The sequence below is a fragment of the Arthrobacter sp. alpha11c genome, from assembly GCF_054149985.1.
Genome location: NZ_CP196747.1, coordinates 3,997,081 through 4,022,597 on the forward strand (window position 1 = coordinate 3,997,081; position 25,517 = coordinate 4,022,597).

At 61.1% G+C, this 25,517-nt stretch carries 22 protein-coding genes; 8 read left to right on the plus strand and 14 right to left on the minus strand.

Annotated elements, in window-relative coordinates:
- Positions 1–106 precede the first annotated feature (106 nt).
- Genes ACTAQJ_RS18575 through ACTAQJ_RS18590 form a run of 4 tightly spaced genes read right to left on the minus strand, consistent with a single transcriptional unit; the run spans position 107 to position 2,337 of the window.
- On the minus strand, positions 107–868 hold the full coding sequence (locus tag ACTAQJ_RS18575) for an ABC transporter permease (protein WP_498698355.1): 762 nt from the start codon (positions 866–868) through the stop codon (positions 107–109).
- Entirely contained in the window at positions 865–1,644 is a 780-nt protein-coding gene (locus ACTAQJ_RS18580; RefSeq protein WP_498698356.1) for an ABC transporter ATP-binding protein, read from the minus strand. Before ACTAQJ_RS18580 ends, ACTAQJ_RS18575 begins: the two co-directional genes overlap by 4 nt.
- Positions 1,641–2,006 carry a DUF1048 domain-containing protein gene (locus tag ACTAQJ_RS18585; protein WP_498698358.1) on the minus strand — a complete coding sequence of 122 codons (366 nt, stop codon included), beginning with the start codon at positions 2,004–2,006 and terminating at the stop codon, positions 1,641–1,643. The genes ACTAQJ_RS18580 and ACTAQJ_RS18585 overlap by 4 nt, the downstream gene beginning before the upstream one ends.
- 1 nt (position 2,007) lies before the next feature.
- The gene (locus ACTAQJ_RS18590; protein ID WP_431117042.1) at positions 2,008–2,337 is read right to left on the minus strand and encodes a PadR family transcriptional regulator; all 330 of its coding nucleotides are present in this window, start codon (positions 2,335–2,337) and stop codon (positions 2,008–2,010) included.
- 139 nt (positions 2,338–2,476) lie between these two features.
- Here ACTAQJ_RS18590 and ACTAQJ_RS18595 point away from each other — a divergent pair, with 139 nt between their 5' ends.
- Genes ACTAQJ_RS18595 through ACTAQJ_RS18605 form a run of 3 tightly spaced genes read left to right on the plus strand, consistent with a single transcriptional unit; the run spans position 2,477 to position 4,718 of the window.
- The gene (locus ACTAQJ_RS18595; RefSeq protein WP_498702220.1) at positions 2,477–2,947 is read left to right on the plus strand and encodes a GNAT family N-acetyltransferase; all 471 of its coding nucleotides are present in this window, start codon (positions 2,477–2,479) and stop codon (positions 2,945–2,947) included.
- A 49-nt stretch (positions 2,948–2,996) separates the two neighbouring features.
- Positions 2,997–3,446 carry a MarR family winged helix-turn-helix transcriptional regulator gene (locus ACTAQJ_RS18600; protein ID WP_498698362.1) on the plus strand — a complete coding sequence of 150 codons (450 nt, stop codon included), beginning with the start codon at positions 2,997–2,999 and terminating at the stop codon, positions 3,444–3,446.
- A gap of 33 nt (positions 3,447–3,479) precedes the next feature.
- The gene (locus tag ACTAQJ_RS18605; RefSeq protein ID WP_498698364.1) at positions 3,480–4,718 is read left to right on the plus strand and encodes an MFS transporter; all 1,239 of its coding nucleotides are present in this window, start codon (positions 3,480–3,482) and stop codon (positions 4,716–4,718) included.
- A gap of 52 nt (positions 4,719–4,770) precedes the next feature.
- On the opposite strand, the gene ACTAQJ_RS18610 is transcribed toward ACTAQJ_RS18605, so the two are convergent.
- The gene (locus ACTAQJ_RS18610; RefSeq protein ID WP_498698366.1) at positions 4,771–6,240 is read right to left on the minus strand and encodes a sugar porter family MFS transporter; all 1,470 of its coding nucleotides are present in this window, start codon (positions 6,238–6,240) and stop codon (positions 4,771–4,773) included.
- A 340-nt stretch (positions 6,241–6,580) separates the two neighbouring features.
- A complete protein-coding gene (locus tag ACTAQJ_RS18615) occupies positions 6,581–7,795 on the minus strand; it encodes a CaiB/BaiF CoA transferase family protein (protein WP_498698367.1) in 1,215 nt (404 codons plus the stop codon).
- Positions 7,796–7,916: 121 nt separating this feature from the next.
- Here ACTAQJ_RS18615 and ACTAQJ_RS18620 point away from each other — a divergent pair, with 121 nt between their 5' ends.
- Positions 7,917–8,756 carry an IclR family transcriptional regulator gene (locus tag ACTAQJ_RS18620; RefSeq protein WP_431117037.1) on the plus strand — a complete coding sequence of 280 codons (840 nt, stop codon included), beginning with the start codon at positions 7,917–7,919 and terminating at the stop codon, positions 8,754–8,756.
- Between the two features lie 85 nt (positions 8,757–8,841).
- On the opposite strand, the gene ACTAQJ_RS18625 is transcribed toward ACTAQJ_RS18620, so the two are convergent.
- Positions 8,842–10,302, minus strand: coding sequence for a purine-cytosine permease family protein (locus ACTAQJ_RS18625; RefSeq protein WP_498698369.1), 1,461 nt, complete (start codon positions 10,300–10,302; stop codon positions 8,842–8,844).
- Positions 10,303–10,568: 266 nt separating this feature from the next.
- Here ACTAQJ_RS18625 and ACTAQJ_RS18630 point away from each other — a divergent pair, with 266 nt between their 5' ends.
- Positions 10,569–11,759: an acyl-CoA dehydrogenase family protein gene (locus ACTAQJ_RS18630; RefSeq protein ID WP_498698372.1), complete on the plus strand. Its 1,191-nt coding sequence runs from the start codon at positions 10,569–10,571 to the stop codon at positions 11,757–11,759.
- A gap of 217 nt (positions 11,760–11,976) precedes the next feature.
- Positions 11,977–13,791 carry a urocanate hydratase gene (hutU, locus tag ACTAQJ_RS18635; protein WP_498698375.1) on the plus strand — a complete coding sequence of 605 codons (1,815 nt, stop codon included), beginning with the start codon at positions 11,977–11,979 and terminating at the stop codon, positions 13,789–13,791.
- A 101-nt stretch (positions 13,792–13,892) separates the two neighbouring features.
- Here hutU and ACTAQJ_RS18640 read toward each other — a convergent pair whose 3' ends face one another.
- Together ACTAQJ_RS18640 and rraA are read right to left on the minus strand one after the other, a co-directional pair.
- Positions 13,893–15,545: an MDR family MFS transporter gene (locus ACTAQJ_RS18640; protein ID WP_431117030.1), complete on the minus strand. Its 1,653-nt coding sequence runs from the start codon at positions 15,543–15,545 to the stop codon at positions 13,893–13,895.
- 132 nt (positions 15,546–15,677) lie between these two features.
- Positions 15,678–16,151, minus strand: a complete 474-nt coding sequence (gene rraA / locus ACTAQJ_RS18645; protein ID WP_477515483.1) for a ribonuclease E activity regulator RraA — start codon at positions 16,149–16,151, stop codon at positions 15,678–15,680.
- Positions 16,152–16,310: 159 nt separating this feature from the next.
- Here rraA and ACTAQJ_RS18650 point away from each other — a divergent pair, with 159 nt between their 5' ends.
- Positions 16,311–17,615: an MFS transporter gene (locus ACTAQJ_RS18650; protein ID WP_498698381.1), complete on the plus strand. Its 1,305-nt coding sequence runs from the start codon at positions 16,311–16,313 to the stop codon at positions 17,613–17,615.
- A gap of 5 nt (positions 17,616–17,620) precedes the next feature.
- Here ACTAQJ_RS18650 and ACTAQJ_RS18655 read toward each other — a convergent pair whose 3' ends face one another.
- From ACTAQJ_RS18655 to ACTAQJ_RS18675, 5 genes are all read right to left on the minus strand, one after another.
- Positions 17,621–18,847: an FG-GAP repeat domain-containing protein gene (locus tag ACTAQJ_RS18655; protein WP_477515485.1), complete on the minus strand. Its 1,227-nt coding sequence runs from the start codon at positions 18,845–18,847 to the stop codon at positions 17,621–17,623.
- A 107-nt stretch (positions 18,848–18,954) separates the two neighbouring features.
- Positions 18,955–20,238 carry an FG-GAP repeat domain-containing protein gene (locus tag ACTAQJ_RS18660; RefSeq protein ID WP_498698383.1) on the minus strand — a complete coding sequence of 428 codons (1,284 nt, stop codon included), beginning with the start codon at positions 20,236–20,238 and terminating at the stop codon, positions 18,955–18,957.
- Positions 20,239–20,380: 142 nt separating this feature from the next.
- Positions 20,381–22,102 carry an FG-GAP-like repeat-containing protein gene (locus ACTAQJ_RS18665; protein WP_498698385.1) on the minus strand — a complete coding sequence of 574 codons (1,722 nt, stop codon included), beginning with the start codon at positions 22,100–22,102 and terminating at the stop codon, positions 20,381–20,383.
- Between the two features lie 171 nt (positions 22,103–22,273).
- Positions 22,274–23,419, minus strand: a complete 1,146-nt coding sequence (locus tag ACTAQJ_RS18670; RefSeq protein WP_498698386.1) for an FG-GAP repeat domain-containing protein — start codon at positions 23,417–23,419, stop codon at positions 22,274–22,276.
- 50 nt (positions 23,420–23,469) lie between these two features.
- The gene (locus ACTAQJ_RS18675; RefSeq protein ID WP_498698388.1) at positions 23,470–24,597 is read right to left on the minus strand and encodes an FG-GAP repeat domain-containing protein; all 1,128 of its coding nucleotides are present in this window, start codon (positions 24,595–24,597) and stop codon (positions 23,470–23,472) included.
- 210 nt (positions 24,598–24,807) lie between these two features.
- Between ACTAQJ_RS18675 and ACTAQJ_RS18680 the strand changes: the two genes are divergently transcribed.
- Positions 24,808–25,416: a TetR/AcrR family transcriptional regulator gene (locus ACTAQJ_RS18680; RefSeq protein WP_431117022.1), complete on the plus strand. Its 609-nt coding sequence runs from the start codon at positions 24,808–24,810 to the stop codon at positions 25,414–25,416.
- Positions 25,417–25,517: the final 101 nt, after the last annotated feature.

Consider the following 25,517-nt stretch of genomic DNA (forward strand, 5'->3'; position numbering starts at 1 on the left):
TCGATAAAGCTATAGCTAATGTCTGACCAATGGCTAATCGGCTCTCACGGCGAAAGCTCCCCTGCGGAAAACGGGGGAGCTTAGGCCTGGTTCAAACGCCAAGTCCTTAGGCGATCTGCCGCCGATACGCTGCCGCCGCGAAAGCGTAGGCGAGCACGAGGATCCCCAGGCACCAGGCCAGGGCAACCCAGATGTCGCCGCCAACGGGGCGCTGTGCGAACAGGTCCTGGATGGTGTTCACGATGGAGGTGACCGGCTGGTTCTCGGCGAACCAGCGGACCGGGCCGGGCATGGTCTCCGTCGGGACGAAGGCCGAGCTGATGAACGGCAGGAAGATCAGCGGGTAGGAGAACCCGCCGGCGCCGTCCACGGACTTCGCCGAGAGGCCGGCGATGATGGCGATCCATGTGAGTGCCAAGGTGAAGAGGGCCAGGATCCCCGCAATGGCCAGCCAATCCAGCACGTTGGCCGAGGTGCGGAATCCCATGAGGAGCGCCACCAGGACGATGATCACCAGCGAGAGCCCATTGGCTACCAGCGACGTGAGGACGTGGGCCCACAGAACCGAAGAGCGTGCGATCGGCATGGACTGGAACCGCTCGAAGATACCGCTCTGCATATCCGTGAACAACCGGACTGCCGTGTAGGCGATGCCGGACGCGATGGCGATCAGCATGATGCCCGGCAAGAGGTAGTTTACGTAGTTGTCCGTATCGGTCCTGATGGCGCCGCCGAACACGTAGACAAACAACAGCATGAGGGCGATCGGGGTGATCGCGGTGGTGATGATGGTGTCCACGCTGCGGAAGATGTGCCGCATTGAGCGGCCCAGCAGCACGGATGTGTCGGCGAAGAAGTGGGTGCTCATGACCTGTCCTTTACTGACTCGTTGTTACCAGTACCAACCATGGCCAGGAAGATGTCCTCCAGGCTCGGCTGCTTCTCGACATACTCGATCTTGGCCGGCGGCAGCAGTTGCTTGAGCTCGGCGAGCGTCCCGTTCGCGATAATGCGGCCCTCATGAAGGATCGCAATTCGATCCGCGAGTTGCTCAGCTTCATCCAGGTACTGGGTGGTGAGCAGGACCGTGGTCCCTCGGTTTGCGAGGTTCTTCACGATGTGCCACACCTCGAGGCGGGCTTCGGGGTCCAGGCCGGTGGTCGGTTCGTCCAGGAAGATCACCTTCGGGTTGCCGATCAGGCTCATGGCGATGTCCAGACGGCGACGCATGCCGCCGGAGTACGTCGCCACTTTGCGGGAGCCCGCATCGCTGAGGCTGAACTGCGCCAGCAACTCATCTGCGATCCGGCCCGGGTTTTTCAGGTGACGCAGTTTCGCCACCAGGATCAGGTTCTCTTTGCCGGACAGGACTTCATCCACTGCCGCGAACTGCCCCGTGAGGCTGATGGACTGCCGCACCTGGAGCGACTCGGTGGCGACATCAAAACCCTCGACGGCGGCAGCGCCGGCGTCGGCTTTGAGCAGGGTGGACAGGATCTTCACCATGGTGGTCTTCCCTGCTCCGTTGGAGCCGAGGAGGGCAAAAATGCTGCCCGACGCTACCTCAAAATCCACCCCGCGCAGAACATGGAGATCCTTGTAGGACTTCTCAATGCGCTCTACCCGGATTGCTGCCGCGGTCATGATTCAGCCTCCTTCGCTTTGTCGACAGCCTTCGTGAGGCGCTCGCGTTCCTTATCAATCCACCGCTTTCCGCCGTAGGCCTGGGCAAAAGCCTCGGCGAACTCGATCGGATCTTCGCCGACGATCCCGCTCACGGGTGTTCCGTCGATGGCGGCGCGTTCCCACAGGTCCGCCAGATCCGTGAACATCTGCACCATGGTGTCCCCTTCGGTAACCCCGCCGTAGTACATGAGGTACCGGTTGAAGGCCGTGGCCACCGTGACGTAGGGCTCGGGCAAGGCATCCAGCCGCGCCTTGGCCTGCTTGTACTGCTTCTTCTGTTCGAGCGAACCGGTCACCAGTTCGATCCATTTTGCTGCCATGTCAGTTTCCTTCCTTGCGGAGTTCTTCAAGCCGTTCGGACAAGAAGCTCCAGGTGTTCCAGAATTCGTCCAGTTCGTTTTTGCCCTGTGCGTTGAGCGTGTACACCTTGCGGGGTGGTCCTTTTTCAGACGGGCGCTTTTCCACGTCCACCAGCCCCTTTTGTTCGATCCTGACGAGCAGTGCGTACACAGTGCCCTCAGCGATCTCGGTGAAGCCCTGCTCCCGGAGCAGCGTGGTGATCTCGTATCCATACGCTGCCTTTCCGGTCAGGAGGGCCAGCACGATGCCCTCCAATGTGCCTTTGAGCATCTCCGTCATCTGCTTGCCCATCGGACACCTCCCTCGCTACTCAGTATTACTAGCTACCACTACATAGTAGAACTAAGTACCGGTACTTAGCAATACTTGGTTCTGACTCAAGTGGCATGCTGGGGTGGTGACCACAGACCCTGCTGCCGCGCCCGCTTTGATGACTGCCGCCGTCGACTCTGGAACCTTCAGTCTTCGGCGCGCTACCAAGGCCGATGTGCCGCGAATCCTTGCGTTGCTGGTGGATGACCAGCTGGGCGCTACCCGCGAAAATCTGGACGATCTTGCGCCGTACGAGCGCGCTTTTGAAATGATCGACGGCGACCCTGCCCACCTTTTGGTGGTGGGCGAACTCGGCGGGGAGGTTGTTGCCACTTTCCAGCTCAGCTATCTCCCGGGCCTGTCACGTAGGGGATCGTTGCGCGCCCAGATCGAGGCTGTCCGTGTAGACGATGCGCTGCGCGGGCAGGGGGTGGGTGCGCTGATGATCCAGTGGGCCATCGACCAGGCGCGTGAGCGGGGATGCTCCCTGGTCCAGTTGACGACCGACAAGTCCCGCGCGGCGGCACACCGTTTCTATGAGCGCTTGGGTTTTGCCGCAAGCCATGAGGGCATGAAGTTGAAGCTCTGATCCACTTGAGCTTGACTCTTAGGTACCCTAACAATTAGGCTACCTAAATATGACGAGCACTTCGGCTTCCGACCCCCGGCTTCTCCATATAGCGCAGCAATTCCGCGAGTCGCTGCACCTGGGCGTGTACATGTTCCGCCGCCTGGATCCGGAAGGTGAACTCACCGCAGCTCAACTCAGCCTGCTCTCCATGATTTCCGACGGCGGACTCCGCGTGGGTGACATCGCCAAGAACCTGGGGATCAAGGTCCCCAGCGCCACCGAGCAGATCATCAAGCTCGAACGCTCAGGCCTCGTCAGCCGGCAGCCTGATGCCAACGACTCCCGCGCAGTCCAAGTGGTCATCACCAAAGCCGGGACCGCCGCCGTCGAATCTGCCAACCAACGCCGAAACGCGATGGTAGCTGGGTTGCTCCAAGAGCTGAGCAGCGATGAAATCGAGCAACTCGCCGCGGCGCTCCCCATCATCAGCAAACTCAACAGCTCATTCCAGAACTAATCAGAACCAAACGCACCGACAAGGAGCCCTTGAATGTCACGCCAGCTGGCTGACGCTTCAGAAAGCGCCGAGACAACTACAGAAACCACCCTCGAAGCTGAAAAGGCTTCATTCCTCAAACAGCCGAAGGCCGTGTGGGCCACCGCGCTCGCAGCCGTATTCGCGTTCATGGGCATCGGACTCGTGGACCCGATTCTGCCGGCAATCGCCAAGAACCTGGACGCGTCCACCAGCGAAGTTTCCTTGCTATTCACCAGCTACTTCTTGGTGACGGCGATCGCGATGCTGATCAGCGGCTTCGTGTCCTCGCGCATCGGCGGCAAGAAGACGCTGCTGATCGGGCTGGCCGTGATCGTGGTGTTCGCATCGTTGTCCGGCTTGTCCGGCAGTGTTGAGCAGTTGGTGGGTTTTCGTGCTGGTTGGGGATTGGGTAACGCCCTCTTTGTCGCGACCGCGCTCGCCGTGATCGTTGGCGTGGCCAGTGGGGGTACCGGAACGGCCATCATTCTCTACGAAGCGGCGCTCGGCCTGGGTATCTCGCTGGGCCCGCTTCTTGGGGCATTGTTGGGCGGCTGGCAGTGGCGGGCACCGTTCTTTGGAACCGCAGTCCTCATGGCTGCTGCTTTTATCGCACTGCTGGCTTTGCTTCCCAAGACGCCCGCTCCCGCCAGGAAGTCACGTCTGCGGGATCCGCTCCTTGCGCTGGGACACAAGGGCCTCAGCACCACGGCAGCAAGCGCCCTGTTCTACAACTACGGCTTCTTCACCATCCTCGCCTTCACGCCGTTCATCCTCGGAATGGACGCATACGGCATCGGGGGAGTGTTCTTCGGTTGGGGCGTTGCCGTTGCCGTGTTCTCGGTGTTCGTGGCTCCCGTGCTGCAGAAGCGCTTCGGCGCCGTAAAGGTCCTGACCGGCACCTTGGCCGCGCTGATGCTCGACCTCCTTGGGCTGGGACTTGCTGCCGGGCACTCGGTGACTGCGGTCGTCGTGCTTGTCATCGTGGCCGGTGCCCTGCTGGGCATCAACAATACGATTTACACCGAACTGGCCATGGGCGTCTCCGATTCTCCGCGACCCGTCGCATCCGCCGGCTACAACTTTGTGCGGTGGATGGGTGGTGCCCTGGCCCCGTTCGCCGCCGCCCAGCTGGGCGAGCACTTTGGGCCGCAGGTGCCCTTCTATGCCGGTGCCGTTGCCATGGTGATTGCGATTCTCATTGCCTTCGGAGGCCGCGGGTACCTGAGGTCGCACGAACCGCACCTGGTGTAGTCCCGCCCTTAACCACGAAAAAGCCCGACGGAATCCGTCGGGCCTTTTCGTGTTACTTCGGCTCGTTGGACGTGACCGACAGCGGCGCTACCGGTGCGCCCTTGGGAACGAAGAGCGTCTCAGCCTGCTCCAGGGACATCCCGTTCGTCTCGGGAACCTTGAACATCACAAAGAAGAACGACGCCGCAGCGAACGCAGCGTACAAGGCGTACGTCAGTGGCAGCGAACCCGCCGCCATGATGGGGAAGCTGAGCGTGATGGCAAAGTTGGCGATCCATTGCGCGGCCGCCGCCAGTCCCAGCGCGCGGGCTCGGATTCGGGACGGGAAGATCTCGCCGAGCAGCACCCACACGAGCGGGCCCCAGGAAGCACCGAAACTGATCACGAAGACGTTCGCCGCCACGAGGGCAACCGGGCCCCAAGCGCCGGGGAGGCTGATCTCGGAGGCCGTGCCAACAGCGGAGGAAAAGGCCAACGCCATGACGCCGAGCGAGACAGCCATGCCGATGGAGCCGGTCAGCAGGATGGGGCGGCGGCCAATGCGGTCCACCAACGCGATGGCTACCAGAGTCACCAAAATGTTGGTCACCGAGGTGGCAACAGAGATGGTGAGGGAGTCCTTCTCCTGGAAGCCGACCGCTTTCCACAGCGTGGTGGAGTAGTAGAAGATCACGTTGATGCCAACGAACTGCTGCAGTACGGAAAGGATGATGCCGATCCACACCACTGCCTGCAGGCCGAATGTCTTGCCACGTAGCGAGCCCTTCTTGGTGGACAGCTGGTCCTGCTGGATGGATTCGCGGATGTCGCGGATGTGACGTTCAGTATCGTCGTTGGGGATGAGGGTATCGAAGATTGTTCGAGCTTGGTCTTCCTTGCCGTTGAGCACCAGGAAATGCGGCGACTCAGGCAGTCGGAACGCGATCCAGCCGTACACGGCGGCCGGCACGGCGCACGCGATGAACATCCAGCGCCAGGCTTCCATCCCGAGCCAGAACGTGCTGCCGGCGCTGCCGGCGGAATTGGCCAGGACGGCGTCGGACAACAGTGCGGCAAAAATACCGGTAGTGATGGCGAGCTGCTGAAGCGACGCCAAACGGCCACGCACGTGCCGAGGGGAAATCTCGGAAATGTAGGCCGGGGCAATGACCGAAGCAAGGCCGATGCCCAAGCCCCCCACCAAGCGCCAGAAGATCAGGTCCCAAACACCAAATGCCAGCCCTGTTCCTACGGAGCTCACCAGAAACAGGAGGGCGCCGATCTTCATCGCCGGAATGCGGCCGTAGCGGTCGGCGACCTTGCCGGCCAGGTAGGCTCCCAGGGCGCACCCCAGCAAGGCGACGGCGACAGCAAAGCCAGTGACGGCTTCGCTCATCAGGAATTCGTCCTTCATGGCGTCCACGGCACCGTTAACCACGGAAGAATCGAAGCCGAACAGGAAGCCGCCCACCGCTCCAGCGACGGCCAGGCCGATCACTTTCCTGGACACTGGGGGCACGCCTACGGTGCTGGGATTGGACATGGGTCTCCCTTGGGAATGGTGGTGTGGGATTCACGGTGCGGGACGTCGTCGGCTGTTCCGACGGGGACGCCGGTGCACACGCGCTACACAGTGTGGCACGCCCCATCCGCCAAGTTCCAGTCAAGGGGATTCAGATGACGTGCATTCACTAAATTAACGCACGGATCCTGATGGGTGGCTGGGAATGGGCTGGGAGGGCTGAATCTTCTGTTCGGGCTGCGGAAAGCGGCCTTTGAGACCACTACTTGAACGCAATGGACGACGACGGTGCGTGCGTCCGGAGCCAAACGCCCGTGCCGTCTTGGCTAGTTTTCAAGACAGCACCCTCGGGTCCACGGTCCTAGCGCCGGTTTCCGACCGTCCTGCCAGTCCATTGGGAAATAAGGTGGTTATGTTGACCAAGCCGGGGAGCAGGGCGTGGCGGCACGGACCCTGTTAGACGCAAGGGGGACGCCAGCGTAGCGAACCCGTCTTCTTCCACAGCCACTAAGCCTCGCTCCTGAGCGTGTTCATTGGTAAGGGCATCTGTAACGGAACGCACCTGGGCGACAGGAACCTGATGGTGCTCCAGCAGGGCTACGGCTTCCACTGTTGCCAAGGCGCCAAGGGCATCTTCCAACTCAATGCGGAACTCTGCTGAATGCCTGTTCCTCGCTGTCTGGTGGCTGAATCTCGTGTCGGAGAGCCACCTGCTGCGGTCGAGAGCCGCCGCTAGCCTGGGGAACAGCCGGTCGCCTGCAATGGCTATGGCAATTGAGCCGTCCATCGTCTTATAAGTGCTGAATGGCGTGGACATGGCGTGGTCGTTTCCGCAGGCTGTAGGTTCTTCTCCGTGCAGGGCGCGCATGCCTACGGATTCCAAAATGGAAACCAGGCTGTCCAGCATCGCCAAGTCAATGTGTTGGCCTTTTCCGGTGGTGTGGCGTTCCTGAAGAGCGGCCAGTGCGGCAGTAGCCCCATAAATTCCAGGAATGACGTCACCGAGGCTGACTCCCACTCGCGTCGGCTCGCCATCAGGCCAGCCGGTGACCGACATGAGACCGCTCATGGCCTGGGCGATCAAGTCATAGGCGGGGGCGTTGCGAAGCTTGCTGGTTTGGCCGAATCCACTGATGCTCACCACGATGAGACGCGGATTGATCTGCCGTAGTTTTCCTGCGCTGATGCCGAGGCGTTCCATGACTCCGGGACGGAAGTTCTCAACCAGGACGTCCGCTGTTTTGGCAAGATCGACGAGAGTGCTGCAATCTTCATCGTCCTTCAAGTTAAGGGTGATGCCGTACTTGCTTCGGTTGAACAGCCGGTAGTAGCCTGATTGGCCGTTGACGCTTGGGCCGAAGTGGCGCGAGTCGTCCCCCTCGGGACTCTCAACCTTGATGACCTCGGCGCCAAGGTCGGCAAGGATCATTGCACAGAAGGGGCCAGCGAGGACACGGGAAAGATCCAGGACCCGGATACCGTGGAGTGCGCCTTGAGATCGAGACACTGTGGCGTCTTCCGGCTGGCCATCGTGCTTGGGCAGAAGGCCGGAAGAGACTCTTTGCGTGGTGGTCATTTGTGTTCCTTACATTGGCAGGTCTTCTTGGTTCCATCTCAGCAGCACGCCCTTTTGGAATGAAGCGAAGGACCTCCAAGTTGTCCGACATACCGGACGATACGAGGAGTATGCTTCGGACATGAACGGAGCTTTGCCGAGATCGAAAGCGCCCGCTGCCGCGCAGGTACTTGCCGTGCTGAGGTACGTTGCCGGTCAAGCGGGACCAGTGAGCGCTTCAGCAATTGCGAGGGACGTAGGGCTGCCTCGGTCCACTGCTTATCAACTGATCTCTGCGTTGATTGATGATGGATTCCTGCTGCATCTTCCCGAGGAGAGAAAGTACGCGCTCGGAGTTACGGCCCACGAGCTGGGGACCGGCTATTCGCGTCAGGCCCCTCTTCAGCGCATAGCGCGCTTTCCATTGGAGCGACTGGTCGCCCGTACGAGGCGGACAGCACACCTCGCGGTGATGCATGGGAGGGACGTCGTTTATGTCATTGAGGAACGTGCTCCCCGGCAGCGTCCCCTGGTGACGGATACCGGGGTAAGGCTGCCCGCTCATTTGACCGCGAGCGGAAGGGCAATGATGTCGCAGATGGACCGTGCCCAAGTCTCGGCGCTCTTTCCTGGCCCGGAAGCCTTTTCGGCCCGGAACAGCAATGGTCCTCAATCAGTGCCCGCACTGGAGGATCTCTTGGCAAGAGCGCGTACCCTCGGTTACGCCTGGGAGCAGGACGAGATTACTGAGGGCTTTTCCTCCGTGGCCGTTGCTGTACTGGATAGGCAACGATATCCCGTAGCAAGCGTGACGTTGACTGTTTCTAACCGGGCATTCCTACCGAGCGAGAGGCGTCTTAGAAACGACGACGAGTCGGCTGAGGAGAGGGCATTAAGGATCGAAGACGTTGCCCGGACCTGGATCCCAGAGGTTAATCGGTGTGCCCGGGAGATCTCACGGAGGCTTGGAACCCACAACTGACGAAAACGAGCAGCTGGGCGCCTTGAGGGCGCCCAACTGCTCGTTTTGCATCTCCTCGCCGCGCTTTGTTGGGCGAGCTAACGCTTTAGTGGTTTAGGGCTGTGCCCACTCCGGCAGGGACAGTGTCGACGGGATAGATCATTTCGCTCGGGGCGGTCGAATTCCGCTTAGCCAAGGGGAAATACAGGGATGCTGTCACAACCAGTCCCACCAACCAGGAGATGTCGGCTCCGCCCAGCAGCTCAGTCATCGGACCGGTGTACAGGGCTTGGGCCAGGAATGGTATCTGGACGAGAATACCCGCAGCGTAGGACAGCAACGCAGTCTTGTTCCACCGCCCGTACCGTCCGTTCAAGTCGTAGAGTGCCGGGATATCCACCTTTTCCTTGGAAACCAGGTAGTAATCAACAAGATTGATGGAACTCCACGGGATGAAGACCATCAGCAAGAGCAGCACGAAGTTCTTGAAGTTTGCTATGAAATCCGGTGAGGCGACGACAGCAATGACTACGGACAGTCCAATGAAGCCCACGACATACGCGAAGCGGGTCCACGTTGCCACCTTGGTCTTTCTTGTGAACGCCGTAACGGACGTGAGCATCGTCATGTATCCGCCGTAGGCGTTGAGCGTGTTGACTGTCAGTTTGCCGATGACGATGACCAAGTAAATTACCAGCGCTATAGCACCTCCACCGCTGAGCCCTCCAAGGAATGCAACCTGTCCGTCCAGGAACCTCGAACCCTTCGGCAAGGCAAGGGAGGCGAAGAGCGCGCCGAGAGTCATGGACCATTGAGAGCCGATAACCGTGCCCAGGTAGCATGCCCAGAAGGTCTGGCGTACCGGCGTTTTTGATGGGAGATAACGGGAGTAATCAGCAACGTAAGGGCCGTATGTCAACTGCCACCCAGCGCTGAGTGAAACGGCCAACAGGAATGTAGGGAACTGGAACTCAGCGGATCCGAGGAGCGCACCCACATCATGGCTGGTAAACAAACGAATGCCCAGATATCCAAAGCCCAGGATGCCGGCAACGGTCGCGATGCGCCCCATGAGGTGGATGTACCGGTAACCCAATGTTGCTACAAGGATTGTTAGGGCGCCGAAAATCACCATACCCACAGCGGGTGTGCCCGTCTGCAGGATCTGATCCACTGCCTGGCCGGCAAGCACAGTTCCAGTGGCGGCAAAGCCGAGATACATGATGACAACCAAAATCAGGGGAATTACTGCACCCAGGATGCCGAACTGTGCTCGGCTGGAAATCATCTGTGGCAGTCCCAGACGCGGTCCTTGGGCGGCGTGCAGCGCCATCACTGCAGCACCCAGAAGATTGCCGATTAAGAGGCCGATAATGGCCCATAGCGCGTCTGCTCCGAAAAGTACCGCCAAGGCGCCATCAACGATCGCAGTGATCTGCATGTTGGCCCCAAACCACAAAGTAAATTGCTGGGCTGGTGAACCATGGCGTTCGTTTTCGGGAACGAAGTCGATGGAACGCCGCTCGACCCGTGTCCCGCCTGCCCCAGTATTTGTTGCTGTCTGCATGGTGTTCCTTAATTATTTGAACGGAGAGTCCAGGTCCCCCTACCTGCGATCCATCTGAGCACGATCGGTGTTTTACATCACGAAAAACAAGTCACGTTCCGTCCGGTATTTCGGACGATGTCTCGAAAACTGTGACCTGAGCCATTTCGCGGTCCTCCGACGTATACCTTCAGAAAAGACTGCCGAACGCTGAAGCTTCCCGAGACGCTCCCTTCTGGCCGTTCATTGAAACCACCTTCCCGTACACGCCTTCAATGGAGGACCGCATGACTACACAATCTGTTGCCAAGGTAGATCTCCCCTATTCCGATGGGGACTTCTTCCACTTTGAATCGATGCTTCCCGCCAACGAATCTTGCCGTCTGGATGAGATAAGGAGCTGGCTTGAGGCGGAGGTCCGCCCAGTAGCAGCTGACCACTGGAACCGTAGCGAGTTTCCCCAACACCTGATTCCCAAGGTTGCAGAACTCGACATCATCAGTCCTGTCCGCCGACAGGGGCATTCCCACCTTTTTGCCGGCATGTTGACGGCGGCAATCCACAGGGTTGACGCGTCCTTCGGGACATTCTTCAGTGGCCACGACGGCTTGTTCACGGGTTCCATTGAGCTGTTGGGTTCCGAGGAGCAGAAGGCTGACTGGCTACCGGATTTCTACTCCCTCAAAAAGACTGGCGTCTTTGCCATTACTGAACCGTTGGCTGGTTCAGATGTTGCCGGAGGGACTCGGACCACGGCGCGTCGGGATGGGGACAACTGGATCCTCAACGGCGAAAAGCGATGGATCGGCAATTCGACGTTTTCGGACTATGTGATTGTCTGGGCCAAGGACACCCACGATGAGCAAGTTAAGGGCTTCCTCGTAGACACGTCAACGCCAGGGTTCAGGGCGACGCTTATTCCGAACCGAATAGCATTGCGCGCGGTGCAGAACGCCGACATCGTTCTGGAAGACGTGATCGTCCCCAACGGTATGAAGCTCGCGGGAGCGAACAGCTTCCGTGACACCAACAAGGTCCTGAAGAGCACACGTGCCACTGTCGGTTGGCAAGCCGTGGGACTTCAAATGGCCGCCTTTGATGTGGCACGCAAATATGCAGTAGAACGCCACCAATTCGGCAAGCCCATCGCGAGCTTTCAGCTGATCCAAGAACAACTTGTCACCATGCTGTCCAACGCCCAAAGTTCCATGGGCATGATGGTCAGGCTGGCCCAGCTCGAGGACGAAGGCAGGTCCAAGAACGAGCATTCGGCGATGGCAAAGGCATTCGTCACAAAACGGATGCGCGAGTCGGTCGCCATCGGCCGCAGTGTCCTCGGTGGCAACGGGGTGGCCGTTGACTACGAGATGGCAAAGATCTTCTGCGATGCGGAGGCCATCTATACATACGAAGGGACGTATGAAATCAACACCTTGGTGGCCGGCCGGGCGATCACGGGACTTGCGGCGTTCGTTTAGCACCCCCTGCCATCCCAAAGCGATGAGTGCTTCATCATCCCTTCCATCGTCCGGTACTTCGGACAGGATGCTCGCTTTTTCCTCCCTCAACCTAGGAAAATCCGGCCTACTTAGATCAGTAGCTCGTGGGCATAAAGAGACTCAGATATGAAGTTCCCTGTGCTTGGAGACAAACCATGGATCAAACGTTCCATGGATATTTCACGAAGGAGTCATCATGGCACCCGCCGATTTCACTACTGGTGCCCGTCCGGTTAAGGCCGCGCGGGGTACTGAGCTTACTGCCAAGTCGTGGCAGACCGAGGCGCCGTTGCGCATGTTGATGAACAACCTGGACCCCGAGGTCGCTGAGCGTCCGGATGATTTGGTGGTTTACGGTGGCACGGGCCGTGCTGTGCGGTCTTGGGCTGCGTTTGATGCGATCACCCGGACGCTGGAGACGATGGAGAAGGACGAGACGCTGCTGGTGCAGTCGGGCAAGCCGGTGGGTGTGTTCCGCACCCATGAGTGGGCTCCGCGGGTGTTGTTGGCGAACTCGAACCTGGTGGGGGACTGGGCGACGTGGCCTGAGTTCCGCCGCCTGGAGGCTGAGGGCCTGATGATGTACGGGCAGATGACGGCCGGGTCCTGGATTTACATCGGCACGCAGGGCATCCTGCAGGGCACGTATGAGACGTTCGCAGCGGTGGGGAACAAGCTCGCGGCCGCCAGGCAGAACACCGCCGGCCACCCTGCACCCGCCGGCCACCCGGCCCCCGCCGCTGAAGGCTCAACTGAGGGACCCCTGGCGGGGACGCTGACGTTGACGGGTGGTTGTGGCGGGATGGGCGGTGCCCAGCCGCTGGCGGTGACGTTGAATGATGGTGCGTGCCTGATCGTGGACGTGGACGAGACCCGCCTGCGCCGCCGTGCGGGCAAGCGGTACCTGGATGAGGTCGAAACGGATCTGGATGCTGCGATCGCGAAGGTTCAGAAGGCCAAGGCCGAGCGCCGTGGCTGGTCGGTGGGGTATGTGGGCAACGCCGCGGAAGTGTTCCCGGAACTGCTCCGCCGGCACAAGGCCGGGGAAGTGACCTTTGATGTGGTCACCGACCAGACGTCCGCGCACGACCCGTTGTCGTATTTGCCGGAGGGCATCACGGTGGCGGAGTGGCACACCGAGGCCGCGGCGGATCCGGAAGGGTTCACGAAGAAGGCCCAGGCGTCCATGGCCCGCCAGGTCCAGGCGATGGTGGAGTTCCAGGACGCCGGTGCCGAGGTGTTTGATTACGGCAACTCGATCCGTGATGAGGCACGCAAGGGCGGCTACACCCGGGCGTTTGAGTTCCCCGGCTTCGTCCCGGCGTATATCCGTCCGTTGTTCTGCGAAGGTCTGGGCCCGTTCCGCTGGGTCGCCCTGTCCGGGGACCCGGAAGACATCGCCGTCACGGACAAGGCCATTAAGGAACTGTTCCCGGAGAACACGCACCTGCACAAGTGGCTTGACGCTGCGGCGGAGCGGGTGGAGTTCGAGGGCCTGCCGGCACGTATCTGCTGGCTCGGGTACGGTGAACGGGCCAAGGCCGGCCTGTTGTTCAACCAGCTCGTGAAGGAGGGCAAGGTCAAGGCCCCGATCGTGATCGGCCGTGACCACCTGGACTCCGGGTCCGTTGCCTCCCCGTACCGGGAGACCGAGTCCATGGCCGACGGCTCGGACGCGGTAGCTGACTGGCCGTTGCTGAACGCCCTGCTGAACACCTCTTCGGGTGCTACGTGGGTGTCGATCCATCACGGTGGTGGTGTCGGTATTGGCCGGTCCCTGCACGCCGGGCAGGTTTCCGTCGCTGACGGAACGGACCTGGCCGCGGAGAAGCTCGAACGGCTCCTGACCAACGACCCCGGCATGGGCGTCATCCGCCACGTCGACGCCGGCTACGACCGCGCCGTCGAAGTCGCCAACGAACGCGGCGTCCGCATCCCCATGATCCCCACCGGCTCCCAGCCTTCGCAAGCTCAGGCCAGGTCCCTCGCCGGCATGGGCTCAGAAAAGTAGGTAACAATCACAAAAGGAATGGCAGGTGGTCCGCGGACTGCCTGCCATTCCCTCTGTCGAAATGACTGAACCGTTCAAGGGTCCAAGCATTTTCTCCAGTCTCAGTGGGCGGGAACGGATTCCTTGGCTGCCGCCTTCGGATCCATGAGCTTCTTGTTGGGCAACGCGAAGCTGATGAGGAAGGCGATGAGCATCAGGCCAGCTGCCGTGAGCATCACAGTGTCAATTGACTGTGCGAAGCCCTCGGTGATGGGCCGAGTGAGGGTGCTGTTGGCTGCGTGAAGCCAGCTGGTGTCGTTCAGGGAATCGTTGTTGGCGCCATTCTTGAAGAAATCGAAGAGCTTGGCATTCGCAGGATCCGCCGCAACGGCAGGATCCTTCATGACCGCTTGGTAGTCCGGGCTGGAAGCAGCGGTCTTCATGCCATCGGCGATCTTGTCCGCGGCCAGGCTGAACAGCATGGAGATGAACACGGCCGTGCCCACGGCTCCACCCATGGAACGGAAGAATGCCGCGGTGGAGGTTCCGACGCCCATGTCCTTGGGCGGTACCGATACCTGCATGGCAAGTGTCAACGGCTGCATGCAGAAGCCCAAGCCGACGCCGAAGAACACGGCAATGAGTCCGGGAACCCAGAGGCCCGTATCGACGCCGAGCACCAGGCCCATGACGAGTGCGGCGCCAGTCAGGATTGCCGTACCCAGGATGGGGAAGATTCTGTAAACGCCCGACGACGAGATGGTGCGCCCGGCGCTGATGGAACCGAACAGGATGCCCACGGTGAAGGTAATCATCATCAGGCCGGCTTCGGTGGGGGTGAGGCCCTTCACCAGCTGCAAGTACATGGGGAGCATGGCAATGGCGCCGAACATGCCGATGCCGATGATGAAGTTCAGCAGGGATGACAAACCGAAGGTTGCGTTCTTAAAGAGACGCAAGGGGATCAGTGCGTAGTCCCCTGCCCGCATCTCTGCGAACAGGAAGGCCACTATGCCAACGACGCCAAGCCCGTAGCAGAGCCAGGATGCGCCCGATGCCCAGCCCCAGGACCGGCCCTGCTCAGCGACAAGAAGGAGCGGAACGATTGCCAGGGTGATGGCTGCCGCGCCCCAATAGTCGATCTTCTGTTTCACATGCCGTGCAGGCAGGTGAAGGAACATAAAGACCACAGTGAGTGCCGCCAGGCCAATGGGAAGGTTGATGAAGAATACCCAGCGCCAGCCGTCGAAGCCCAGGATGGTCGATGTTCCCGCGAAAGCGCCGCCGATGACAGGACCAAGGACGGAGGAGATACCGAATACGGACATGAAGTAGCCCTGGTACTTGGCCCGGTCCTTCAAAGCAACGATGTCGCCGATGATGGTCAGTGCCAGCGCCAAAAGGCCACCTGCGCCAAGGCCCTGCACGCCACGGGCGATCGCAAGCTCCGTCATGGAATGGACCGACCCGGCATAGAGGGATCCGGCCAGGAAGATCAGGATGGCTGCCAAGTACAGCGGACGGCGCCCGAAGATGTCACTGAGCTTGCCGTAGAGCGGCGTACTCACAGTAGAAGTGATGAGGTACGCGGTGGTGGCCCAGGCCTGGAGTGACAAGCCGTCGAGGTCGTTGGCGATGGTGTAGATGGACGTCGACACAATGGTCTGGTCCAGTGAGGACAGGAACATGCCGAGCATGAGTCCCACCATGACGGTGAGCGTCTGACGATGGGTCAGGACCTCGCCGGCGGCCCGGACGGGCGCAGATTTGGACATATCTTCTCCAGAGGTGGCAGAAAAGTGGATTTTAAGCAGGATAGTTGCTTTCAGTAACTATCCTAATGCCTGTTTGATTCCCGGAAGAAGAATGTTTCTTGAACAACTTTCGTAAGTCGGCCAGTTCCGGGGTCAGCGTTCCACGAGAATGCCATCCGGGTCGCTGTAGATCATTACTCCGGGTTGGATCCTCACCCGGTCGATCACCAGCTGGACATCAACCTCACCTACGCCCGTCTTAGCGCTCTTCTTCGGGTTGCTGCCCAGCGCCTTGATGCCTAGCGGCAAGCGGGCAAGGGCTTCACGATCCCTGACGGCTCCGTTAATAATCACGCCTGACCAGCCGTTGGCCACAGCACTTTCAGCGATCATGTCTCCCATAAGGGCAGTCCTCAGTGATCCTTGGCCATCAACCACCAGAACGGCTCCTTCGCCGGGCGTCCCAAGGACTGTCTTCACCAGGGCGTTGTCCTCGAAGCACCTGATGGTACGTACCTGTCCGCTGAAGTGCGTGTGACCGCCCAGGTTCTGGAACTGGACTGCAACCGACTCCAATTCCTCGCCTCGATCGTCATAGAGATCAGCCGTATTAATCTGCTCGCTCATGTCCTTCTCCTCCATACGTTTGAGGCCACACTAACGCGTGCGCCACGTGAGCGGCACGGGCACGTCGTGGGCTATGTGGATAACTGAGCTGAACTTCGGTTCCATGCCCTTCACCCGCGCTAATCTGAATCCAGACGTTCAATCTAGGGGGAACCTGCCATGAGCCTGTCCGACCTGCCTGGTCCTGTACCGGACCCCGCCATAGTCCGGGGCGGCACGGCCACAGCTCTCGCCGAACCAGTGGACCGGGTCCGCACCCTGTGGATTACTGGCGTCGTGCTCATCAACGTGGGCATCAATGCGGCATTCTTCGGCCCCATCCAGGTACTCCTTGGGCAGCAGGCGGCGCACTTTGACGAAGCCCAAAAAGAAGCGATCCTCGCTCTGGTCACGGGCTGCGGCGCTGCCGTCTCTTTGGTGGCCAACCCCTTGTTCGGCGCTTTCAGTGACAGGACTGTGTCCCGCTTCGGACGCCGCGTTCCGTGGGTCCTCGTGGGAGCGATCCTAGGGGCAGTGGCACTCGTAGGACTGGCGGGAGCGCCGAACGTCGCCGTCATGACGGTGCTGTGGTGCTTCGTGCAGGCTGGATGCAACGGCGCTTACGCTGCCATCACGGCGGCGATTCCAGACCGCGTTCCAGTGCCCCAACGCGGCACTGTCGGTGGTTTGGCAGCCATGGGACAAACAGTTGGCATCCTGGCGGGCGCGGTGATTGCCGCCGTCGTGGCTGGAAACTTTGCCGCAGGCTACCTGGTGTGTGCAGCGGCGCTGCTGGCCGGCGTCGTGCTTTATCTGTTCAAGAATGACGACCAGCCGCTTCCAGCCCAGGCGCGCCCTCCGTTCAGTCTTGCGCGGTTTTTCCAAGGCTTCTGGGTCTCCCCGAAACGCTACCCGGATTTCGCGTGGGCATGGCTCACGCGCTTGCTGGTGAATATTGGTAACCACATGGTCACGCTCTATCTGCTGTTCTTCCTCAGCGATGCCGTGCATGTGAAGGAAACCGAGGGCATCGAACCTGCGTTCGGAGTGCTTATCCTGACCGGCCTTTATGCGGTCATGGTGATCATCACCAGCGTGATCGGCGGGACAGTGAGCGACCGGATGGGCAAGCGGAAGCCCTTGGTGATCGCGTCGTCCGTGATCATCGCCATAGCGTCATTGATTCTCGGGTTTGCGCCGACGTGGGCCGGCGCCATTACGGGCGCGCTCGTCCTGGGTATCGGCTTTGGAGCCTATCTGGCCGTGGACTTCGCGCTGATCACCCAGGTCCTGCCGACTGCACTGGACCGTGGCAGGGACCTGGGCGTGATCAACGTGGCGAACTCGCTGCCGCAGGTGGTTGCCCCGCTCATTGCTTTCCCGTTTGTCACGTACTGGGGCGGCTACGTCTCGCTGTACGTAGCCGCCGCAGTCATCGGATTGCTGGGCGCCGTGTTCGTGGTGAAGATCAAGAGCGTGGTGTAGCCGGCTTAGAAGACGGCGGTGAAGCCACCCCAGCCCCAACCGACCGCTGATTGACCTAGCCAGTAGCTACCAGGCAGTCCCTGGGCCAGGTAATCCGCGCCATTGCCGTAGTACATGGTGAGCTGGCCGCTGCGGTCGATGCCAAACACGTCGATCTTGTCGTCACCGTTGAAGTCGCCTGCAGAGCCGATCGTGGTGAGGGCCTCCCAGCCGTAACCGACCGTCGATCCCGTGTAGCGCTCGAACGACCCATTGCGGCTGCTGGAAAAGACCATCAGATTGCCGTATTGGCCCCTCGCGGCAACCTGCAAATCGCTTCTGCCTTCGAAGTGACCAACGCTCATTAGTGAGTCATATCGGCCCCACCCCCAACCGATGGTGTACGAAGGCAGCCAACCGCCGTGCCCGTTGCCGGGGTAGAGGACAAGGTTGGTCGATGCGTCCCTTGCAATGAGATCATTCGTACCATCACCGTTGAAGTCGCCAGCACCAAAAATGGCCGTGAATCCGTTCCAGCCCTGGCCGATCTGGAGTGCCTTCTTCCAACCGCCGGACCCGTTTCCTTGGTACAGGTACAACCGACCCTGCGCATCGCGTCCCATAACGTCAACGGTGCCGTCGCCGTCGAAGTCACCCGGAGAGAACAAAAGGTTGAAGGCATTCCAGCCGGTTCCGATGACCTGGGTAGGTTGCCAATGTCCCCGGCCGTCAGTCGGGTACAGCAAGAGACGGCCGGCCGCGTCGCGGGCGAAGATATCCATGGTGTTGTCCCCGTTGAATCCACGAGCGCGGGGCTTGGCGGCGATCCGCAGCGATTCACGGGCCTGAAGGGTCAAAGTTGACTCGACATCGTAGGTGACCGTTACGAAAGCGGTCACAACACGACCGTAGTCAGCTGCTGTAGCCCTGTATGTCTGACCGGTGGCCCCGGGAATGACTTGGCCGTCCCGCGTCCAGTAGAACGAGAGCGAAGGGCTTCCGCCTTCTGGCACGACCATCGGCGTGGACCAGCTAAGGTCGGCCTTGAGAAGTCCGCCGACTGCAGGTTCCCCGGTGAGTTCCGGTGGCGCCATGTAGATCTGCCGCATCGGCGCGGCCAGAACAGGAACTGCAGCCTGAGCGGGCAAGCCCGGGGCGATGAGAGCACCGGCCAAGGCGGACGCAGCAAGCAAAGTAGACAGCCTGCGGAGTCGGTTAGGCGCGCTGAAGCGCGGAGCATTGCGAGAGTTCAAGATTTCCTCATGAAGAAAGTTGGCCGAGGCGGCCATGCGAAGGTGATGAGAGCAGAATACAGCTGGTCGCGGTTGGGAGTTAGCGAGGCCGTGGTCGCCGGGTGAGCTTAGAAGACAGCGTTGAAGCCGCCCCAGCCCCAGCCAACTACAGCGGAGCCCTTCCACCCGCCTGAGCCGCTGCCGTAGTACATGCGCATCTGACCTGAGGTGTCGATGCCCCAGACGTCGTTGGCGCCATCGCCGTCGAAGTCGCCCGCGCCGCCGAGCTTGGTGATGGCGTTCCAGCCCTGGCCGATCACACGGCTCGTGGTCCAGCCGCCATGACCATTGCCACCGTAGAAGACCAGGTTTCCGGCGCCATCGCGGGCCAGGACATCAGGCTTGTGGTCGCCGTCGAAATCACCCGGGGAGAACACCGAAGTCATGCCGCCCCATCCCCAGCCGATGGTAGAAGCAGCCAGGAAGCCGCCTTGGCCGTTGCCCGGGTACAGCACGAGCTCACCGGAAGACTTGCGGGCAAGGAGGTCGTTATTGCCATCCCCACTAAAGTCGCCCGCCGCGAAGATGGTGCTGAAGATCCCCCAGCCCCAACCGATCTGTTGTCTCGGGTACCAACCGCCGTGCCAGCCGGCTGGGTAGAGGAAGAGCGAGCCGGCGCTGTCACGGGCGATCACGTCATTCTCGCCGTCGTTGTTGAAGTCGCCGGCAGCGAACATCGTGTTGAAGATGTTCCACCCCGAGCCGACTTCATATGCCTGCTGCCACGTGCCGTTTCCACCGGTGGGGAACAAGCCGAGGCGGCCCCAGGAGTCCCGGACGTACAGGCTCATCGTGTACGAATCCCAATACTCGGCGCGGTAGAAGCCGGAAGTGTGGGGACGATCGATGTCTACGGGAGTCACGTAGTTGAAGTCCAAAGCGTCCAAGGCTACGGCCGCAGTTCCGGACGCGGGGAGGTTGCCGGGGTTGTGGATCAAGGAACCGTCGCGCCAGTAACCAACTTCCTGGCCAGCCGCGGTTTGAACCTGCATGTACTGGGCAAGGTAGGTTCCCGGCGGGGTCCCCTGTGCAAAGAAGACGTCGAACGAGTACGTCGAATCTGCTGCGCTGTACGAGCCCTGCGTCATCGTCGTGTGGAGCTTGCCCGTTGCTGTATTCCGGAACAGGACGTAAACGTCGGTAATCGGACCGGATGCCTGGAAGGTAACGCGTGATGTTGCCTGCCCTCCAGCGCTGATCGCGTCTGGCGTCGTGGAGACCGCTACAGGTACCGGTGCGAACGTGTCATCGGCGTGGGCTGCTGGTGCCAAACCCAGCCCGCCGACCAAAATAACGCTGCCCATAAATGCGGCCAGCCAGCTGCGCACGCGGCGCAGAGGAGTGCTCCCCATGGTTCCCCCAAATTAGGCCGGTCGCAGATGGCCGGCGGGTGTAAGTGCCTTGAGAGTACATGGAGACACCGACAGTCTGGGAATTTGCTGGCAAAAATTCACGCAAAAGACAAGTCAAGCCCAAAACGCAACCAAATTCGGCTTAGAAAACCGCCGTGAACCCGCCCCAGCCCCAGCCAACAACTCCGGCGCCTTTCCATCCTCCGATGCCGCTGCCGTAGTACATGTTCAGCTGGCCGGCGGCGTCGATGGCCCAGACGTCGTTGAAGCCATCTCCATTGAAATCGCCGGCCCCACCAATGCGGGACATGACGTTCCAGCCTGTGCCGATGGACCGGGCGGTTGTCCATCCGCCGTTGCCGTTGCCGCCGTAGAGCCGCAGGTTTCCTGCGCTGTCACGGCCCAGGACGTCAGGGTTGCCGTCGCCGTCGAAGTCGCCGGGGGAGAAGACCTGGCTGAGGGCGTCCCACCCTTGGCCTACCGCGCCGGGGGATTTGAAGCCGCCTGTCCCGTTGCCTGGGTAAAGCACCAAGGCGCCCAGAGGCGTGCGGGCGAGGACATCGTTGTTGCCATCGCCCGAGAAGTCGCCTGCGGCGATGATCGAATCGAAGACGTCCCAGCCCCAGCCGATCTGCTTGCGCGGAAGCCAGCCGCCAGTCCCATTGCCCGGGTACAGGAACAGTGACCCATCGTGGTCCCTGGCGATGACGTCATTGAAACCGTCTCCGTCGAAGTCGCCGCCGTTGAAGACGAGATCGAACACGTCCCAACCAAAGCCGATAGTCCGGGGAGCTTGCCAGTGGCCTGCGCCATCAGTGGGGTACAGAAGCAGGTTCGCCGCAGCATTGCGCGCAAACAGATCCATGGAGGCCCCGGCGTCGAAACCTGTTGTGTGCGGTTTGTTCCGAGCCACGGTGCGGCCGAAGACCGTAAACGGACGCGTGGCCGTCACAGGATTGCCCGCTTGGACTACTGCCCGGAAACCAACGACGGCGCCCCGATCCGCTGCCTGAAGCGTGTAAGTCTTCGTCGTGGCACCGGCGATCACGGTACCGTTGCGCACCCATTCGTACCTGACGGTTACGGGCCCACCGACTGTCCCGCTGGAGACACTGCCCTCGTTGAAGACGCCGGTGAGCTTCTCTCCGACGATCAGCCTGCCTTGGAGCGTGGGAGCGGTAGCTGTGATGGGTGACGTGGGCGTCAGTGGGAGCGAGGATGCCGACACAGCCCGGTAGCCTGCCCTCGTGGCCGTGACCCGTACTGAGAGGGTCTGGTCCAGGTCTGCTTCTGCGATGCGGTAATTGTTGAGCGTGGCTCCAGGGATCGGCTGGCCGTTGCGCAGCCACTGGTAGGCAAAGCCGGTGGGCGGCTGGGTCCAAGAGCCGTTGTCCGTGGTCAGCACTTGGTCGTAGCGTGCCACGCCTGTGATGGTTGGCGGCTTGATATTTGGATTGTCCACCAACGGGAAATTGGGATTGTTCACGGCGAAGTCCACGCCGTCCAAGGCCCCCGGCCGCTGCGTTGGTGCTTCCAGCCCTTGCGAGAGGAAGATGATATTGCCGTCGCGGCCGTAGCGGACAACCCCCTGGCCCAGGGGGAGCATGATGTTGACGCTGAGGAGTTTGTAGCGCCCGGTTCGCTGGAAGGCGCTCCCATCCACCGGCACTTTGGCTTGCGCGCTGTAGGGCCCGGATAGCTGGCTGGTAGGTCCGTAGAGGGTGGCCTGCTCCAAGGTGTCCTCATTGACGTAGGTGAAACCTACTTCTTTCGCAGGACCGCTCAGTGTGAAGGACAAGGAGATAACACTCCCGGGACCCACCGTGGCTGGCGAAGTACGGGTGACTACTGTGGGAAGCGGCACGTTTGGTCCGGCAGCTGTAGCGCGGGGCGGCGGGACTGCAATTGCCAGCGCGGAGCACAGGAGGATGGCTAGAAGGATGTGAAAACCCGTCCGTACTGAATGCACAAAAGCTGAACGCATAAGAGCCGCTGGGCGCACGGAAGAAAAAGTCGTCATGGTATCCCCCAATCCCTAGAACAAGGCGTTAAAACCGCCCCAGCCCCAGCCGATGGTCTGGGCGCCGTTCCAGCCGCCGTCGCCGTCGCCGTAGTAGGCCAGCAGCTGGCCGGATCCGTCCACTGCATAGACGTCTACATTGCCGTTACCGTCGATGTCGCCGGCGGCGCCAATGGCCGCCATGCCGTTCCAACCTTGCCCGATCACGGCCATGCCTGCCCAGCCGCCAGCTCCATTGCCCTTGTACAGGCGCAGGGCACCGGAGGTATCGCGGGCCAGGATGTCCACGTTGTGGTCTCCGTTGAAGTCGCCGGGTGTGATGATCTTGTTGACCACGTTCCACCCGCTGCCTACAACGGACCGGGTGAGCCAGCCGCCGTCGCCGTTTCCGGGGTAGAGGTAGAGCAGGCCGCTGGAGTCGCGGGCGAGGATGTCGTTGTTGCCATCCCCATTGAAGTCGCCAGGGGAGACTATCGAGTTAAAGCCATTCCATCCCGCGCCTATCTGGCGGCCTGCAAAGAACCCGCCATCTCCGGTTCCTGCGTAGAGGAAGAGGTTCCCGGCAGAGTCCTTGGCGAGGATGTCGTTGTTCCCGTCCCCGTTGAAGTCGCCCGGGGAAAGGACGGTCCCAAAACCATTCCAGCCGGGGCCAACGGTCCGGGCGGATTCCCAGGCGCCGCCAACTCGGGGATACAGCATGAGGGTGCCGTCTGCGCGGCGGGCAAGCATTTCGAAGGTGCCACGCCCGGTAAAGCCGTTGGCCCGGTTGGAGGCGGAGATCTCTACAGTCTCGGCGCTGCCAACTTCCATGGGGTCGCAAGGATAGTTCGAGGCGACGTAAGCCGCGATGGTCTTGCCGCGGTCCTCTTCGGTGAGCTTGTAGTTCCACCACTCCCAGTGGTCCTCTGCATGCTCGCCGTCACGGGTCCAGTAGATGTGGTAGTCGGGGCCGGCGGCCGCGCCGCAGCCCCGGTAGGAAGCAGGATCGATCTCCACGGTGAGCGTGGAGCCAACAAACGGCGCACCGTGAACCACGGGATCTGCGGGGTCCATGGTTGCCATGGCAGGTGCCGGGGCGAAAGCGACGGCGGCAATAAGCGCGGCCGCAATCCCGGCTACCGCTCGGCGCACGCCTGATGCACGGCATGATAGAGCGTTCATTGTGTCCTCCCCAGACTTATGCGGCTAATCTTACCGCGGCTGGGACTCAGCTAGAAGATTGCTGTGAAGCCGCCCCAGCCGTTGCCCACCACCTGGGATGTGCGCCATCCCGTCCGGCCATCGCTGTAATAGATCACCAGCCGGCCCTGCTGGTCCACGCCGTAAACGTCCGGGAAGCCATCATTGTCGAAATCACCGGCAGCACCGGCGGCTTTGAGGACATTCCAGCCGACGCCCACCAGCCACGACCGCGTCCAGCCACCGGCCCCATTGCCGCCATAGAAATACAGGTAGCCGCTGCGGTCACGCGCCAATACGTCCACCTTGCCATCGCCGTTGAAATCGCCAGGCGTCAGCAGGGTGTCCATTACCTGCCAGCCCTGCCCGACGGCGGTCCTCGCCAGCCAGCCTCCGGAACCATTGCCCGGGTACAAATAGAGGGCGCCGCCGGGTTCCCTGGCCAGAATGTCGTTGTTGCCGTCCCCGTTGAAGTCACCCGGGCTGACGATTGAGTCGAAGATGTTCCAGCCTTTGCCGATGGTCTGGGCCGGCTTCCAACCCCCGGTTCCGTCGCCGGCGTAGAGATAAAGAGTGCCTGCTGAATCACGCGCGATCACGTCGCCCTTGCCATCACCGTTGAAGTCGCCGGGGGAAAGGACAAGGTTGAATACGTTCCACCCCCAGCCCACGGTGCGGGCGGCATCCCAAGCGGCTGCTGTCCGCCCGTACAGCATTAAGGAGCCGTCACTTCCGCGTGTCAGCAGTTCGAAGCTGCGGCCCGTGAATCCGTTGGCCCGGTTGGGCGCAGCGACGGGTCCGGTCTCGTCGCTGTGGAGGGTTTCGCCTCCGCAGGCGGTTTTGCTGGCGGTCAGGTGCGCGGCCATCCGTGCGCCCGTGTCATCCTGCTGCAGGAGGTAGCTGCGTCCGGTTTCGCCCGCCACCAGGAAACCATCCCTTGTCCAGTAGACGGTGAAATCAGGACCCTTTCCGCTGCCGCAGCCGTAGAAGGTATACGGGCCGATGTCGGCCGTTAGCGTCTTGCCAACAAACGCGTCGCCGACGACTACGGGGTCCGGCCCGTTGCTGGACGCGCCCGACGCCGGCAGGGGGCTAAGTGCCACCGCCGCCACAGCGGCGGTCAGCAACGCTGCTGCCATCCGACGTCGAAAATTCCCCATAGCGGTCGTCCTCCTGTATCCGCACCCAAAGCTTCCTGCAGTGTATGTGGGGCACCCGCCCTTTCCCGGGAACGGCATGGACGCGTTCCAAGAAGGGCGCTCTCAGGCAACGGTCATTTTGCTCACGTATCATTGGTGCGATCGGCCTGCCGCGGGTCCTGTGACCTGAGCCAGCCGTTTCCTTGCCAGCCTGCCAAGAGATCGCCGGAAATGCCCGAACCGTTTTCCCTGGAACCGTACTCCCTTGATCTGACGACGGGGTTGCCCCGTATGGCTGCCGCACCGACCACGCCGCGGCAGCTGCTGCGCTATGCCCGCATCCTGAAGACAGCGGCGGGCTTTGCCCAACGTCAATTCGACACGTTGAGTTTGTCGGACATTGCCGCCAAAGCGGACGTGCCGTTGGGCACCCTCTACCGTTACTTTCCCTCCACAGCGCACATTATGCTGGCCGTCTACCGGCAGCAGCTGCGCGAGCTTCGCGACGGCGTCCGCCAGAGGAAGGGCAAGGGGCATGCGTTGTCAGGGCTGATGATGGAGATCTTCCATCTGAGGGTTATGCAGCCCGGGGTGGAGCATTGCCTCATCCGGCCTGCCGGCAAAGACAGCGATACTGCCCAGCTGCTGCGGGAGATTGACCTCTTGTCCGAAGAAGTTGTGGGTTCCTTGAGCAAGGAGCCCGGAAATGACGCCCCGAAGGCCAGGATTCTGTTGCATCTGGTCAGTGGTCTGGTCCAGGCCGTACGGTGTCGTCGCTTGTCGCTCTTTGAAGCCGAAAAGGACCTCAAGAAGGCGTGCAGCCTCATGACCGGGGAATGACGATATAGCTCCTCCGGTCTAGACCACCGACCCCTGAGAATGCGTTTTTTCGCGTGAGCTGGGTCACTTTTGGATCTGCATAAACGTTTTACTCTCGAATC